The organism is Microbacterium aoyamense (genome assembly GCF_023155855.1).
Lineage (GTDB): Bacteria > Actinomycetota > Actinomycetes > Actinomycetales > Microbacteriaceae > Microbacterium > Microbacterium aoyamense.
Genome location: NZ_JAKNUT010000003.1, coordinates 94,217 through 110,099, shown reverse-complemented (window position 1 = coordinate 110,099; position 15,883 = coordinate 94,217). Strand labels below are relative to the sequence as shown.

At 69.1% G+C, this 15,883-nt stretch carries 13 protein-coding genes; 8 read left to right on the top strand and 5 right to left on the bottom strand.

From position 1 onward, the window contains the following. Positions 1 to 113: 113 nt before the first annotated feature. Together xylA and MA876_RS09665 are read right to left on the bottom strand one after the other, a co-directional pair. Positions 114 to 1,301, bottom strand: coding sequence for a xylose isomerase (gene xylA / locus MA876_RS09670; RefSeq protein ID WP_248148196.1), 1,188 nt, complete (start codon positions 1,299 to 1,301; stop codon positions 114 to 116). Between the two features lie 46 nt (positions 1,302 to 1,347). Next, positions 1,348 to 2,901, bottom strand: a complete 1,554-nt coding sequence (locus MA876_RS09665) for a glycoside hydrolase family 43 protein (RefSeq protein ID WP_248148194.1) — start codon at positions 2,899 to 2,901, stop codon at positions 1,348 to 1,350. A gap of 69 nt (positions 2,902 to 2,970) precedes the next feature. On the opposite strand from MA876_RS09665, the gene MA876_RS09660 reads away from it, so the two are divergent. Beyond that, positions 2,971 to 4,137 (top strand): ROK family protein, encoded by a 1,167-nt coding sequence (locus tag MA876_RS09660; RefSeq protein WP_248148192.1) that lies wholly within the window; start codon positions 2,971 to 2,973, stop codon positions 4,135 to 4,137. A 3-nt stretch (positions 4,138 to 4,140) separates the two neighbouring features. Here MA876_RS09660 and MA876_RS09655 read toward each other — a convergent pair whose 3' ends face one another. After that, positions 4,141 to 5,139, bottom strand: a complete 999-nt coding sequence (locus MA876_RS09655; protein ID WP_248148885.1) for a LacI family DNA-binding transcriptional regulator — start codon at positions 5,137 to 5,139, stop codon at positions 4,141 to 4,143. 172 nt (positions 5,140 to 5,311) lie between these two features. Here MA876_RS09655 and MA876_RS09650 point away from each other — a divergent pair, with 172 nt between their 5' ends. The 7 genes from MA876_RS09650 (at position 5,312) to MA876_RS09620 (ending at position 13,733) form a co-directional block, all read left to right on the top strand. Next, positions 5,312 to 6,601 (top strand): extracellular solute-binding protein, encoded by a 1,290-nt coding sequence (locus tag MA876_RS09650; protein ID WP_248148190.1) that lies wholly within the window; start codon positions 5,312 to 5,314, stop codon positions 6,599 to 6,601. 11 nt (positions 6,602 to 6,612) lie between these two features. Next, positions 6,613 to 7,644, top strand: a complete 1,032-nt coding sequence (locus tag MA876_RS09645) for a carbohydrate ABC transporter permease (protein WP_248148188.1) — start codon at positions 6,613 to 6,615, stop codon at positions 7,642 to 7,644. After that, positions 7,641 to 8,528, top strand: coding sequence for a carbohydrate ABC transporter permease (locus tag MA876_RS09640; protein WP_248148187.1), 888 nt, complete (start codon positions 7,641 to 7,643; stop codon positions 8,526 to 8,528). Before MA876_RS09645 ends, MA876_RS09640 begins: the two co-directional genes overlap by 4 nt. Beyond that, a complete protein-coding gene (locus tag MA876_RS09635; RefSeq protein WP_248148185.1) occupies positions 8,528 to 10,891 on the top strand; it encodes a beta-xylosidase/alpha-l-arabinosidase in 2,364 nt (787 codons plus the stop codon). The genes MA876_RS09640 and MA876_RS09635 overlap by 1 nt, the downstream gene beginning before the upstream one ends. Positions 10,892 to 10,985: 94 nt before the next feature. Beyond that, the gene (locus MA876_RS09630; RefSeq protein WP_248148183.1) at positions 10,986 to 12,386 is read left to right on the top strand and encodes an aspartate aminotransferase family protein; all 1,401 of its coding nucleotides are present in this window, start codon (positions 10,986 to 10,988) and stop codon (positions 12,384 to 12,386) included. A gap of 51 nt (positions 12,387 to 12,437) precedes the next feature. Then, positions 12,438 to 13,073: an NADPH-dependent F420 reductase gene (locus MA876_RS09625; RefSeq protein ID WP_248148182.1), complete on the top strand. Its 636-nt coding sequence runs from the start codon at positions 12,438 to 12,440 to the stop codon at positions 13,071 to 13,073. 69 nt (positions 13,074 to 13,142) lie between these two features. After that, positions 13,143 to 13,733 carry a MarC family protein gene (locus MA876_RS09620; RefSeq protein ID WP_248148179.1) on the top strand — a complete coding sequence of 197 codons (591 nt, stop codon included), beginning with the start codon at positions 13,143 to 13,145 and terminating at the stop codon, positions 13,731 to 13,733. 165 nt (positions 13,734 to 13,898) lie between these two features. Here MA876_RS09620 and MA876_RS09615 read toward each other — a convergent pair whose 3' ends face one another. Beyond that, positions 13,899 to 15,029 (bottom strand): Gfo/Idh/MocA family protein, encoded by a 1,131-nt coding sequence (locus tag MA876_RS09615; protein WP_248148177.1) that lies wholly within the window; start codon positions 15,027 to 15,029, stop codon positions 13,899 to 13,901. Beyond that, positions 15,029 to 15,835 (bottom strand): sugar phosphate isomerase/epimerase family protein, encoded by an 807-nt coding sequence (locus MA876_RS09610; protein WP_248148175.1) that lies wholly within the window; start codon positions 15,833 to 15,835, stop codon positions 15,029 to 15,031. Before MA876_RS09610 ends, MA876_RS09615 begins: the two co-directional genes overlap by 1 nt. Positions 15,836 to 15,883: the final 48 nt, after the last annotated feature.

The following is a 15,883-nucleotide window of genomic DNA, read 5'->3' as shown; positions in this document are numbered from 1 at the left end:
CGCTCACTCCTTCGGCGTTCGACCGCGAGCACCCTTCTGCGCCGCGAGAACCCGATCGGGGTCGGGGTGCTCGTCGCGCAGTCGGGTTCTCGCGGGTTGGATGGATGCTGCGGTCAGCGCGCGCCGAGCAGGTGCTCGGTCGCGAGCTGCTGCAGGCGGACGAAGCCACCGCCCTTGCCGTTGAAGTAGGCGTTCGCGTCGAAGTCCTCGTATGCGCTGCGGTCGGCGAGGAAGTCGTCGTAGGACTCGCCCTCGTTGAGCGTCGGCGTCGAAAGCTCGTCGACCTTGGCCGCCGCGAGCGCCTCCTGCACCTCGGGATCCGCGCGGAAGGCGGCCGCGCGCTCCTTGAGGAGCAGGTAGGTGCGCATGTTCGCCGCCGCCGAGTCCCAGACCCCGACCTCATCCTCGGTGCGCGAGGGCTTGTAGTCGAAGTGACGGGGGCCGTCGTAGGCGGGGACGCCGCCGGGGCCGCCGTTCTCGAGCAGGTCGACGAGCGCGAAGGCGTTGTGCAGGTCACCGTGGCCGAACACGAGGTCCTGGTCGTACTTGATGCCGCGCTGGCCGTTGAGGTCGATATGGAAGAGCTTGCCGTGGTACAGCGCCTGCGCGATGCCCGCGGCGAAGTTGAGACCCGCCATCTGCTCGTGGCCGACCTCGGGGTTGAGGCCGACGAGCTCGGGGCGCTCGAGCGAGTCGATGAACGCGATGGCGTGCCCGAGCGTCGGCAGCAGGATGTCGCCGCGGGGCTCGTTGGGCTTGGGCTCGATGGCGAAGCGGATGTCGTAGCCCTTGTCGGTCACGTAGTCGCCGAGCAGGTTGACCGCCTCGCGGTAGCGCTCGAGAGCCTGGCGGATGTCCTTCGCCGAGTCGTACTCGGCGCCTTCGCGGCCGCCCCACATGACGAAGGTCTTGGCACCGAGCTCGGCACCGAGGTCGAGCTGACGGAAGACCTTGCGGAGGGCGTAGCGGCGCACGTCGCGGTCATTGGCCGTGAAGCCGCCGTCCTTGAAGACCGGTGCCGAGAAGAGGTTGGTCGTGACCATCGGGACGATGAGGCCGGTCGCCTCGAGTGCGCCCTTGAGGCGGTCGATCTGCGTCTGCCGCTCGGCGTCGGTCGACCCGAAGGCGAAGAGGTCGTCATCGTGGAAGGTGAGGCCGTACGCGCCGAGCTCGGACAGCTTCTCGACGGCGTGCACGACGTCGAGGTGTGCGCGGGTCGGACCGCCGAACGGGTCGGTGCCGTTGTAGCCGACGGTCCAGAGGCCGAAGGAGAATTTGTCGTCGCGGGTGGGGGTGGGCATCGGTGCTCCTGTTCGGCGCTGAAAACTAAATGTTGCGAAAGACAACCTATCGCATGACGGATGCCTCGCCAACCCCTTCACGCAGCTCGAAGCGGTCGACGTCGACGGTGCCGTCGCCGACGGCGAAGACTCCTACCCAGACTCCGACGAACGTGCCGTCGCCCGTCGGCGCGAGGGCGCTCACGTCCACCCTCGCGAGGTGCTCCCCGTTCAGCGCGACGACCGCATCCAGGCCGTCGAACGCGATCTCGACCGTCCCCGCTGCCGCTGCCCCGGGGCGCTGGGCGATGATCGCGCGCGAGCCCTCCGAGGCGAGCGCGACCTCGGCGACGCCCGCGTCGGTCCCGGAGATCTCCAGGTAGGCGTCCTCGGACATCCTGGCGAGCAGCCCGGCTCGGCCTGCGCCCGATCGCTCGATCGACGCGCGCACGAGACAGCGCGGCCATGCCAGGCGGCGCCCGAGGAACGCGAGAGACCCGACCTCCGACGGCTCGACCCCGGAGGCCGAGACCCTCGCCCACCCGGGACGAGCATGCAGATCGACGAACTGCTGCGGGAACCGCCCGACCGCGTTCCACGCGGCATCGAGCTCTGCCCCGTCGAAGTCGTCGATGATCAGGGTCTCCGGGGGCGCTTGGTCGGGAATCCCGTCGGCCGCCATGACGGCCGAGACACGCGCCGATCCCGGGGCGAAGAACGGCCGCCCGTCCACCCAGTCGACGGGGACGAGGTGGGTCTGCCGGCCGAGGATGCCGTTCGCGCCGCCCCTGGCCGTCGACACGGCCAGCAGCACCGCCCACCAGCGACCGTCCGGCGCCTCGACGAGATCGGCGTGACCGACGTCGACGATCTCGGCGCGATCCCCGAGGTCACGGTGGGTCAGGCGCGGATTCCCCGGGTCGCCCGCATACGGACCGGTGATCGTCTCGGCGTATGCGACGCAGACGGCGTGATCGCGAGACGTGCCTCCTTCGGCCGCGACCAGCATCCAGCCCCCTCCCGGTCGCGCCATGACGTGCGGGCCTTCCGCCCAGACGGCGCCCGCCATGGCGCCGCCCCAGATCCGCACCGGCTCGCCGACCCCGGCGAACGAGATCGGGTCGAGCTCCCGGATCCAGACGTCGGTCTGACCCGGCCACTCCAGCGGCACCGCGGGCGCTGTCGCGCACAGCCACACGCGTTCTCCGTCGAAGGTGAGGGACGGGTCGAAACCGCCGAGCGCATCGATCCACACCGGGTCGGACCACGGCCCGGTGGCATCCGTCGCCGTGACGACGAAGTGTCCGAGACGACGATCGGACGTGTCGCCACCCTCTTCGGCGCCGACGACGGTGCACACGACGTAGAAGACCCCGTTGTGAAACCGGATCGTCGGAGCGTAGAGACCCCGTGATGACGCGAGCCCTGAGAGATCGAGTTGCTCCGGACGGTGGATCGCGTGACCGACCGGCTCCCAGTCCACGAGGTTCCTCGATCGATGGATCGGCAGACCCGGCAGATAGGCGAAGGTCGACGTCACCAGGTAGTAGGCATCCCCCACGCGGCAGATGCTCGGGTCGGGATGGCACCCGGCGAGGATCGGATTCCGGTAGCGCCCCATGAGCTCCTCGATTCACCCGCGTTTTGCGGCGGACACAACAAAACCACGAATCAGCTCTACAGTGAAGCGATGACCGATTCGGCCGTGTCCCTGGACGGCGTGCGGGTGCGCAACCTCGCGCGGATGCTGCAGCTCGTCCATCGCGATGGTCCTCTCAGCCGCGCAAGCCTCACCGAGGCCACGGGCCTGAACCGCTCGACGATCGCCGATCTGGTGGCAGAGCTGGAGGGTCTCCGTCTCGTCGAGCAGCGGGAACCGGATCGCCGCGGCCGCGTCGGCCGCCCCTCACCGCTCGTCGCGGCGAGCGGTGACACGGTCGCGATCGCCGCGAACCCCGAGATCGACGCCCTCGAGATCTCGGCAGTGGGTCTCGATCGCAGCCTGCGGCTGCGCGAGCGCATCGTGGTGAGCGACGTGCCGACGCCTGACGAGGTCGCGGCGCTCGTCGCGCGACGGATCTCGAGCTGGCGGGAGGACGAACTCGTCGGTTGCCGCGTCGTCGGTGTCGGTGTCGCGGTGCCCGGGCTCGTACGCGCGTCCGACGGACTCGTGCGCGATGCCCCCCACCTGCGCTGGCGTGACGTGCCGCTTCGGGATCTGGTCTCGGATGCGACCGGGCTGCCCGCTGTCGTCGGCAACGATGCGAGTCTGGGTACGCTCGCGGAGCACTTCTACGGCGCGGCGGCCGGCATCGACGACGTCGTCTATCTGAACGGCGGCGCGAGCGGCATCGGCGGCGGTCTCATCATCGACGGCCACCACGTCGGCGGCGCCGGCGGATACGCGGGCGAGTTCGGCCAGAACCGCCCGGGCATCGCGGCAGCCGCCGATCGTCGCGCCGGCGACGGCGTGCTCGAAGACGAAGTGAGTCGCGCTCGACTCGTCGCCGCCGTCGGGCGCGGCGACCTCGATGATCGATCGCTCGCGCGTGCGATAGCCACGGCCGGCACGCCCGATATCCTGGCCGAAGTCGACCGCCAGCGTCGCATCCTCTCCACGGCGCTCGCCAACGCCGTCAACGTGTTGAACCCGGCGATCATCGTGCTCGGAGGCTTCCTCGCCACGCTCGCCGACCACGACCTCGCGGAGTTCGAGCAGGCGGTGCGCAGCCAGTCGATGTCGGCGAATGCCGAAGCCCTCGTCATCCGCCCCGCCGCCCTCGCCGCCGACCGGCTTCTCATCGGCGCGGCGGAGTTGGCCTTCGACGCCCTCCTCTCCGACCCGACGCGGCTCTGACCGTCACGCGGGCGGCGCGGTCGTCGCGCGGGGGATGAGACGCGTGGGAAGGATGACATGCGTCTGGTCCAGCGTCTCGCCCCGCATGAGAGCGGCGACGAGCTCGGCGGCGACGGCACCGAGCTGCCCCATCGGCTGACGGATCGTGGTCAGCGGGACCGATCGCCGCGAGGCCTCGGGAATGTCGTCGAAGCCGACGATCGAGAGCGCATCCGGGACATGGATGCCCAGTTCCGCCGCGACTTCGAGCAGAGCCAGAGCGGACAGATCGTTCGCCGCGAAGACGGCGGTCGGTCGCCGCTCGGCCCGCAGCAGTCGATGAGCGGCCTCGCGCGCCGCCTCCTGCTCGTAGCGCCCCGGCTCGACGAGTCGCGTATCGAAAGGGATGCACGCCTCGGCGAGTGCCGCGCGATAGCCGGCCTCGCGCAGACCCGCCGAACGGAGGTCTTCTCGACCGGCGAGGAATCCGACCTCGCGGTGGCCGAGCTCGATGAGATACCGCGTCGCCTCGAGTGCGCCTCCGCGGCTGTCGGCTTCGACGGTGGGGAGATCGGCGCGACCCGTGTGCGGATCCACGGCGACGACGGGGATGTCGGCCGTCGCGCCGAGCACAGTCGGAGTCACGAGGATGGCCGCGTCGATGAGAGTGCCCGACAACCGCTGCAGCGACCGACGTTCCCAGCCCCCGACAGCGCCGCGGCTCGCACCGGCGTACGCGAGGACGTCGTACCCCGAGCCGTGCAGGGCGGCACCGACACCCTTGAGGACCTCGGCGCTGAAGGGCTCGAAGTCCGCGACCAGGACGCCGACGACCCCCGTGCGGCGCGAACGCATGCTGCTCGCCACGAGGCTCGACTCGTACCCCAGACGCTCGGCCGCCGCGAGGACGCGCGTGACGGTCGCCTCCGCGACGCCGTAGCGCCCGTTCACGGCCTTCGAGACGGTCGCGACCGAGACCCCGGCTTCGGCGGCGACGTCGTGGATCGTGGTGCGGCTCATGATCAGCGAAGCGTATCGGATGGAAAACATTTTCGAAAACGTTTGACACGGCAACATATCCCCGCGCACACTGCATGACACGTCCTCGATGCGAGCATTCCCTCGCGATGGATCCGGGCAGGCGCGCGGTCTACAGGACACCACGCACACTCAACGAAGAGAACAGGTGAATCGCATGAACAGCAAGCGCATTCTCGTGGCGGCGGCGGCTCTCGCTGTCGCATCGCTCTCGCTCGCCGGTTGCGCCGGCGGAGACAGCGGCGACACGGGGGACGGCGGGGACGTCACGATGACGTTCTGGCACAACTCGACCACGGGCGACGGCAAGCAGTACTGGGATGACACGGTCGCCGCGTTCGAGGAAGCGAACCCCGGCGTCACGATCGAGGTGCAGTCGGTCCAGAACGAGGAGATGGACGGCAAGCTCCAGACATCCCTCAACTCCGGCGAAGGCCCCGACATCTTCATGGCCCGCGGCGGAGGAAAGCTCGCCGACATCGTGGCGGCAGGGCAGGTCAAGGACCTCACCGCCGGCCTCACCGGCGCGACGACGAACGACGTCGGCGCCGCCCTCAACGCGTTCGCGATCGACGGCAAGAACTACGGCGTGCCCGTGTCGATCCTGCCCTCGGGCATCTTCTACTCCGCCGACCTGTTCGAGACGGCCGGAGTCACGGAGCCGCCCGCGACGATCGCCGATCTCGAAACGGCGGACGCCGACATCGACGCGACCGGAGTGGCGCCCATCGCCGTCGGTGCGAAGGATGCCTGGCCCGCCGCGCACTGGTACTACAACTTCGCGCTGCGCGCGTGCTCGCAGGACGTGCTCGACGAGGTCGCGACGAGCCACGAGTTCACGGACGAGTGCTGGCTGAAAGCCGGCGAGAACCTCGAGGACTTCCTCGCGACCGACCCGTTCAACGACGGCTTCCTCACCACACAGGCCCAGCAGGGCGCGACGTCATCGGCCGGACTTCTGGCCAACCACAAGGCATCCATGGAGCTCATGGGGGCGTGGAACCCGGGCGTGATCGCGTCGCTGACGCCGGACGAGCGGCCACTCGCCGACCTGCGCTGGTTCCCCTTCCCCGAGGTCCCCGGCGGAGACGGCGGCGAGGGCGCCATGATGGGCGGCGTCGACGGCTTCTCGTGCTGGGTCAACGCGCCCGACGCGTGCGTCGACTTCCTCAACTTCATCGTCGAGAAGCAGAACCAGGAAGCGTACGCCACGGCCTTCCAGACCTTGCCCGCGTCGACCGCAGCACAGAGCGTCGTGACCGATGAGACGCTGAAGAACATCCTCGACGCGTACAACAAGGCCCCGTACGTCGTGCTCTGGCTCGACACGCTCTTCGGTCAGAACATCGGCAACGCGCTCAACGTCGCCGTGGTCGACATGTTCGCCGGGAAGGCGAGCCCGCAGGACATCGTCGACGCCGTGAACTCCGCGGCCGCCAAGTCCTGAGGAATTCGTCCATGGCTACCGTGCGCGCAACGTCGCAAGACATCGCATCGGCGCCCGGCACGCCCGTGCCGGCCGGGGAGCTCGACTCTCCGGCCGGCACCCCGCCCGCCGATCGCCGCTCCGAGCGGCCACGGCGGGGACGCGGGTGGGGTGCGCGGCTCGAGCTGGTGATCTTGATCGCTCCCGCGCTCCTCGTCTTCTGCGCGTTCGTCATCTTCCCGGTTCTGCTCGCCTCCTATTACGGCTTCTTCAGCTGGAACGGCTACGGGCAGCCGACCGAGTTCGTCGGACTGCGCAACTACGGGGTCATCCTCACCGACCCCGACTTCCACGAGGCTCTCGGACACAACGCCTTCATCGTCGTGATGTCCCTCGTCATGCAGGGGCCGATCGCCCTCGGCCTCGCGCTCCTGCTCAACCGCCGGATGCGATTCCAGTCGCTCATCCGCGTGCTCATCTTCATCCCGTACGTGATCTCGGAGGTCGTCGTCGGCATCGGGTGGAGCCTCATGCTCGCCACGACCGGCTCTGTCAACGGCCTCCTCGAGAAGGCGGGGCTGGACTCGCTCGCGCAGGAGTGGCTCTCCGATCCCTCCATCGCGATCTGGACCCTCATGGTCATCATCACGTGGAAGTACATCGGCTTCGCCGTCATCCTGTTCCTGGCCGGCATGCAGGGCATCCCGGACGAGCTCTCCGAAGCCGCCGCGATCGACGGGGCGTCGTACTGGCAGGTGCAGCGGCACATCACGCTGCCGCTGCTCGGCCCGACGATCCGGATCTGGGCCTTCCTCTCGATCATCGGCTCGCTGCAGCTCTTCGACCTGGTGTGGATCATCTGGGGTCAGTACGTCTCGTCGACGGCGGGGACCTCGACGATGGCGACGTACATGGTCTCGAACGGGCGGATGGCCGGCAGCTACGGCTACGGCTCCGCCGTCGCGGTCGTCATCTTCGTCATCTCGCTCATCGTGGCGCTCGTCTACCAGCGCTTCGTCCTCCGGCGTGATCTCGCCGGAGCCATCACAGGAGGCACGCGATGACAGCGACGGCCACACTCGTCCAGCCGAAGGCGGCGCGAGGACGACGCGAGACCGGGCGCGTCGGCGACCGCAAGGTCACGATCGCGCTCGTCTACTTCGTCGCGTTCGTGCTCGTCGCGCTCATGCTCGCGCCCGTGCTGTACATCATCGTGGGCGGCTTCCGGTCGAACTCCGAGATCACCGTCGATCCGTCGGGCCTCCCCGAGATCTGGCGCTGGGAGAACTACCTCGAGGTGCTCACGTCGGGGGTGTTCTGGCAGATGGTGCTCAACTCCACGACGGCCGCACTCGCGACGACGGTCATCGTCGTGGCGCTCGGGCTCATGGCGGCCTTCGCCCTGAGCCGCTATCGGTTCCGGCTGCGCGGAACGATCTACGCCGTCTTCACCGCGGGCCTCATGTTCCCCATGACCGTCGCGATCACCCCGCTGTACATCCTCGTGCGCGATCTCGGCATGGCGAACACGCTCGCGGGCGTCATCGTGCCGCAGATCGCCTTCGCGCTGCCGATCACGATCATCATCCTCGTGCCGTTCCTCGCGGCGATCCCCCATGAGCTCCAGGAAGCCGCCGAGATCGACGGATGCAGTCGACTGGGCTTCTTCTGGCGCATGGTCCTCCCCCTGTCGATCCCCGGGGTCATCACCGTCGGCATCCTCGCCTTCGTCGGGAGCTGGAACAGCTACATGCTGCCGCTGTTCATCCTCAACAACCCCAACCTCTACACGCTGCCGCTGGGCACGCAGCAGTTCGCGACGCAGTACTCGGTGGACACCGCCATGGTGCTCGCGTTCACGTCGCTGTCGATGATCCCCGCGCTCGTGTTCTTCAGCCTGTTCGAGCGCCGGATCGTCGGCGGCCTGACTGGGGCGGTGAAGGGCTGATGCCCGGCAGCCTGCGCTCGCCGCGCGTCTCTGCGCTTCTGGCCGACATGACCCTCGACGAGAAACTCGCTCAGCTCGTCGGCTTCTGGGTGGATCAGGGCGATGAAGTGGTCGCACCCATGGCGGGCGAGATGCAGACCTCGACTCGCTACGAGGAGGCGGTCGCCCACGGCATCGGCCACCTCACCCGCGTCTACGGCACGCGCCCGGTCGATCCGCGCGAGCGCGCGAACTGGCTGTGGCGGGAGCAGCGCCGCCTGCGGCGCGAGACGCGTCTGGGCGTCCCCGCGATCGTGCACGAAGAGTGTCTGACCGGGCTCGCCGCCTGGCAGGCGGCCACCTACCCGACCCCGCTGGCCTGGGGCGCGTCCTTCGATCCGTCGCTCGTCACTCGGATGGGTGAGCGGATCGGCGCCGCGATGCGTGCACTCGGCATCCACCAAGGGCTGGCACCCGTGCTCGACGTCATCCGCGACCCGCGCTGGGGACGCGTCGACGAGTGCATCGCCGAGGACCCGTACGTCGTCGGCGTCATCGGCACGGCGTACGTCACGGGTCTGCAGTCCGCGGGCGTTCACGCGACCCTCAAGCACTTCGTGGGCTACTCGGCCTCACGCGCCGGCCGCAATCACGCACCCGTCCACGCGGGTCCCCGGGAGATCGCCGACGTTCTGCTGCCTCCGTTCGAGATGGCGGTGCGCGACGGCGGCGCACGCAGCGTCATGAATTCCTACACCGATATCGACGGAGTGCCGGTCGGCGCGACCCCGCGGTACCTCACCGAGGTCCTGCGCGGCGAGTGGGGTTTCGACGGCGTCGTGGTCTCCGACTACTTCTCGGTGGCGTTCCTCGAGACGATGCACCAGGTCGCGGCGGACCGGGCCGAGGCCGCCGTGCTGGCGCTGCAGGCGGGGATCGACGTCGAGCTGCCCAGCGCCGATGCGTATCCGGCGCTCGCCGACGCCGTGCGCTCCGGCGCCGTGCCGCTGGAAGTCGTCGACGACGCCGTCGCGCGGGTCCTCACTCAGAAGGAGGACCTGGGGCTGCTGGACGACCCGTTCGACACGCCCCCGGCCGAGGTGGAGCTGGATGCCGCGGCCGACCGGGAGCTCGCGCGCACTCTCGCGGAGGAGTCGCTCGTTCTGCTGAGCAACGACGGGGTGCTGCCGCTGTCCTCCGCGGCTGCGCGGATCGCCGTCATCGGCCCCAACGCCGACAGCACCGAAGCGCTCATGGGGTGCTACTCGTTCGTCAATCACGTGCTCGCGCATCACCCGGGCACTCCGGCGGGCATCGAGCTGCCGACCGTCCTCGAGGCGCTGCGTGCCGAGCTTCCCGAGGTCGTCATCGAGCACGCACGCGGCGGCGACGTCGAGGGCGATGATCGCACCGGCTTCGACGCTGCGGTGGCCGCGGCATCCCGCTCCGACGTCGCGATCGTCGTCGTCGGCGACCGCGCCGGGCTGTTCGGTCGCGGCACCGTCGGCGAGGGGAACGACGTCGACTCGCTCGAGCTTCCGGGCGTCCAGCGAGCACTCGTCGAGGAGGTCGCCGCGACGGGGACGCCGACCGTCGTGGTGCTGTTGACCGGCCGCCCCTATGCGATCGGGTGGGCGCTTCCGCCCCGCGGTGCAGCCACGGGGGCCACGACCGGACTCGGTGCCGCCCGCAGAACCGACGATCACCACCGGAACGGAGAGCGACGCCCCGCCGCGGTGCTGCAGGGCTTCTTCCCCGGCGAAGAGGGAGGTGCCGCGATCGCCCGCGTGCTGTCGGGCTCCGTCACGCCGTCGGGGCGCCTGCCGGTCTCGATGCCGCGCACGGCGGGCGGGCAGCCGTACTCGTACCTCCACCCGACCCTGGGCGGACTCACGGATGTCTCCAGCGCCGACCCGTCCCCCGTCCTCCCGTTCGGCCACGGGCTGTCCTACACCTCGTTCGTGCGCGAAGAGCTCACGGTCGATCCGGCCGTCCCGGCGGGCGAGGCATTCACGGCGACGGTGCGCGTGCGCAACACGGGTGAACGCCGGGGCGCCGATGTCGTACAGCTCTATGCGCGCGACGACATCGCGAGCGTGACGCGCCCCGTGGCCCAGCTGCTGGCCTTCGCGCGCGTCGAACTCGAGCCGGACGAAGAGGCGCTCGTGCGGTTCGATGTGCCCACGCAACGACTCGCGTTCACGGGTGTCACCGGACGGAGGATCGTGGAACCGGGTGCCATCGCCCTCTGGGTGGGTCCGTCGTGTGCCGAGCGCGAGACCGAGACGCGGATGCTCATCACGGGTGACACGCACACCGTCACCCCCGACGACCCGCGCGTCGCGCAGGTCGCGGTCGCGGCCCGCACGAACAGTCCGGCGTGACCTGCGAGCCCCGACTCATCGGCTGGGTCTGCTGCCTCCCCGGGGAGTAACGTCGGGAGCACCAGCATCCGAAAACAGCTGAGGAAGGCCAGCAATGTCGATCACGACCGAACGCCACGCCCGCACCGAGGCGGAGCTCCAGGCGATGGCGAAGGACCACCTCTGGATGCACTTCTCGCGACAGTCGACGATGGATGCCAGCGGAGTGCCGATCATCGTCAAGGGCGAGGGTCATCACATCTGGGACTCGAACGGCAAGAAGTACATCGACGGGCTCGCGGGTCTCTTCGTCGTCAACGCCGGCCACGGCCGCAAGCGCCTCGCCGAAGCGGCCGCGAAGCAGGCCGAGCAGCTCGCCTTCTTCCCGATCTGGTCGTATGCGCACCCTGCGGCGATCGAGCTCGCCGACCGCATCGCCGACCTCGCGCCGGGCGATCTCAACCACGTCTTCTTCTCGACCGGCGGCGGTGAGGCCGTCGAGACGGCGTTCAAGCTCGCGAAGTACTACTGGAAGCTCAAGGGCCAGCCCGCCAAGCACAAGGTGATCTCGCGCTACGTCGCCTACCACGGCACTCCGCAGGGCGCCCTCTCGATCACCGGCATCCCGGCGATGAAGGCGATGTTCGAGCCGCTCACGCCGGGCGGCTTCCGCGTGCCGAACACGAACTTCTACCGCGCCGAGGACATGGGCGGTCCGACCGGCAGCATCGAGGAGTTCGGCGTGTGGGCTGCCGACCGCATCGAGGAGATGATCCAGTTCGAGGGCCCCGACACGGTCGCCGCCGTCTTCCTGGAGCCGGTGCAGAACTCGGGGGGATGCTTCCCCCCGCCGCCCGGATACTTCCAGCGCGTGCGCGAGATCTGCGACAAGTACGACGTGCTGCTCGTGTCGGACGAGGTCATCTGCGCGTTCGGCCGTCTCGGGCATTACTTCGGCGCCGACGCGTACGGCTACCAGCCCGACATGATCACGTTCGCGAAGGCCGTCACGAGCGGCTACTCACCGCTCGGCGGCACGATCGTCAGCGACAAGATCTACGAGCCGTTCTCGAAGGGCGACACGACGTTCTACCACGGGTACACGTTCGGCGGGCATCCCGTCTCGGCCGCCGTCGCGATGGAGAATCTCGACATCTTCGAGGAAGAGGGCCTGCTCGAGAACGTCCGCACGAACTCGCCGGTGTTCCGGTCGACGCTCGAGCAGTTGAAGGACCTCCCGATCGTCGGCGACGTCCGCGGCGACGGGTACTTCTTCGGCATCGAGCTCGTCAAGGACAAGGTGACGAAGGAGACCTTCGACGACGACGAGTCCGAACGGCTGCTGCGCGGGTTCCTCTCGAAGGCGCTGTTCGAGGCGGGCCTGTACTGCCGCGCCGACGACCGCGGCGACCCCGTCATCCAGCTCGCCCCGCCGATCACGATCGGACCGCGCGAGTTCACCGAGATCGAGCAGATCCTGCGCGGCGTCCTGACCGAAGCCTGGTCGCGCCTCTGACGCACAGCGTCACACGGGAATGATCGGCGTGGTCCGGCGTTCCACCCCCGCATGACAACTGTGGGAATCATCGGAGCAGGACACATCGGCACGGCAGTCGCGAAGGGTCTCGTCGACCGCGGCTACACGGTCGTGATCAGCAACTCACGTGGGCCGGAGACCCTCGCGGCCACGGTCGCCTCACTCGGCGCGAATGCGTCGGCGGCGACGGCTCAGGATGCCGCGGCCGCCGGCGACATCGTCGTGGTGACCGTTCCGCTCAAGGCGCTGAACGACGTGCCGGTCGAGCCGCTCGCGGGCAAGATCGTGCTCGACACGAACAACTACTACTGGGAGCGCGACGGCCACATCGCCGCACTCGACGAGAAGCGCGCGACCACGACCGGGCTGCTGCAGGAGCACCTGCCCACGTCGAAGGTCGTCAAGGCCTTCAACCACATCATGTCCGGCGACATCCTGACGACGGGCTCGCCCGCAGGCAGCGCCGATCGTCGGGCGCTCGCGACCGCGAGCGACTTCCCCGAGGCCGTCGCGGCCGTGACCGACCTCTACGACGAGTTCGGCTTCGACACGGTCGACATCGGCTCGGTCGCCGAGAGCTGGCGCGTCGAGCGCGACCAGCCCGCCTACGTCGTGCGTCAGAACAAGGACGAGCTCGAAGCGAATCTCGCCCGCGCTGCGCGATGAGCCGCGCCGGGCTCCCCCCGCTACGATGAACCGCGGCGGAGGGAGCCCGACATCGACGAGACGACGCTCGTGACGGCAGGCGTGGCCCTGTTCACGATCTGCAACCCGATCGGCACGATCCCGGTCTTCCTGAGCGTCACTCAGGGCAAGACGCGCGCCCAGCAGCGGCGGATCGCGCTCATGACGGGCGTCGGCGTCTTCGCGGTGCTCGCGGTGTCGCTCATCCTCGGATCCTTCATCCTGAGCTTCTTCGGCATCGGCGTCCCCGCGCTCAAGATCGCCGGCTTCCTCTTCGTGGCGACCATCGCATGGGCCATGATGACGCGCGAAGGCTCCATCCTCCCGACGACGAACGAGGGATCGCCCGCGATCGTCCCCCTCGCGATGCCGGTCGTCGCGGGACCGGGCGCGATCGCACTGGTGATCGCGTTCTCGAAGGACAACCCTGCGCTCACGGACTACCTGTGGGGCATCCTCATCATCGTGATCTCCGCAGTGGCGACCGCCGTCATCTTCTTCTTCGCACCGTATCTGGCGAAGCTCCTCGGCCCGGCCGGGATGCAGATCTTCCAGAAGCTCTTCGGGTTGATCCTGCTCGCGATCTGCGTGCAGCAGATCCTCGAGGCGATGCCCAAGATCTGGCCGGGGCTCGCCGGCTGATTCGACGCACACCCGCCGAGCACTGAGTCCGTGAGGCTCGCGCCTGCATCCCGGTCGGAGAATGTCGCCGATGTCGGAGCCGAAACGGCTGAGAGCTCCGACGTGAGTGACATTCTCCGACCGGGATGCCGAGAGCGGCGTTTCCGGTCGGACTGCCGCGGTCGGTCAGAGGGTCGCGGCGTAGGGATCGAAGTCGGCGCCGAGAGAGCCGGCCTCGGCGATCGTGCTGTCGACCGTGACGAAACCGCGGCTCTCGACCGCCTCTTCGATCGAGAGCAGTGTGTCGAGCACGTGGTAGCCGAACTCGCCCGTCGCGATGTGCGGGCGACCGTCCCGGATGGACCGCGCCATGTCGAGCAGGCCGAGACCGCGACCGGTGAGCACGCCCTCCTGAGCGACGTCGTCCACGCGCTGCACGATCGGCGCCGGCGGAATGACCATCTCGGTGAGCGCACGCGTGATCGTGATCTCGCCCCCGAACGTGTTCGGGTCGGGGATGACGAGCGTGCCCTCGGTCCCGGAGATCTCGACGATGCCCTGGCGTCGCAGCGGCGAATCCGTGCTGTAGAGGCTCTGGGCCTGACCGCCCTGCTCGAACTGCATGAGCACCGAGATGGTCGACGGGACCTCGACGGGGAACTCCGTACCCGCGAGCGGGCCGACCTGAACGGTCCGCGACTCCGTGCCCTTCAGACCCAGCGCCGCGACCGCGGCGACGGGACCGAACACGTGCACGAGCGTCGAGACGTAGTACGGGCCCATGTCGAGCAGGGGCCCACCGCCACGCGCGTAGAGGAACGCCGGGTCCGGGTGGAAGATCTCCGGCCCCTGCCACTGGAACGTCGTCGTCGCGAAGAGCGGACGACCGATGTCACCGCGCGCGATCGCGCGCTTGGCCGTCTGCACCCCCGGCCCGAGCACCGTATCTGGGGCGATCCCGACCCGCACGCCCGCGGCATCCGCCTTCTCGAGCATTCCACGCGCCTCGTCGCGGCCTGTGCCGATGGGCTTCTCGCTCCACACGTGCTTGCCGGCCGCGATGATGGCCTCGGAGACGGGGACGTGGGACGCGGGGATCGTGAGGTTCACGACGATCTGGATGTCCGGGTCGTCGAGCACGACATCGACCCCGCCCGCCTTCGGCACTGCGTACTTCTCGGCCTGCGCACGCGCGCGGTCCTCGAGCAGATCGCCGATCGCGAGCACGCGGACGTCGGGGAAGCTCGTGAGGTTCGTCAGGTACTGGTCGCTGATGTTGCCCGCGCCGATGATGCCGACGCCGATCGGGTTCGCCATCAGACCGCGACCCGCTCGTCGAGGAAGACGCGGCTCTGCTCGATTCCGTCGAACAGATCGCCGTCGAACGCGTCGTACTCGACCACGGCGACTTCGAGGGCGGATGCCGCGGCGATCGCGGCTTCGAGGGGCACGACACCCTGGCCCGCGGGCACCTGGTCGGCCGGCGGGTAGGCCTTGATCGCCTCGGCGTCGAGCGTGCCGTCCTTGACGTGCACCGCGACGACGCGGTCGCCGAGCTTCTCGAGCAGGGCAACGGGGTCGACACCTGCCCGTGCCGCCCAGTAGAGGTCGACCTCGAGCTTGACGCGCGGGTCGAGCAGCTCTGCGAGCAGCTCGAGGCCGGTCTGACCGTCGATGACGGCCTCGAGCTCGTGCGCGTGGTTGTGGTAGCCGACGCGCAGTCCGCGGGCCGCGGCGAGTTCGGCGGCGGCGTTCAGGCGGCGTGCGGTCTCTTCGATCTGCTCGCGCGTCTCCCAGCGGTTGGGGTGCGTGTAGGGGTCGATGATCGTCGTCATGCCGATCGTCTCGGCCGCATCGAAGACCTCGTCGGGCGTCGGGACGGCGTTGTCGGTGTCGCTCCCGTCGGGGTTCACGAACGTCGTCGACGCGAGGAACCCGTGGCCCGTGGGCGCCGTCAGGCCGTTGGCCGCGAGGGATGCCGCGAGCGCGTCGGCGCGGCGGACGAAGTCGTAGGGCTCGACGGCCGTGAAGCCGCGCCGCGCGACCTCAGCGAGGGTGCCGTCGAGATCTGACTCGAGGGCCTCCCGCACGGTGAAGAGCTGAACGGAAGTGAGTGCCGTCATGGGTTTACCTCTCTCGGCGGTCGTCGTCGACGCGCACGGCTTTCCCGG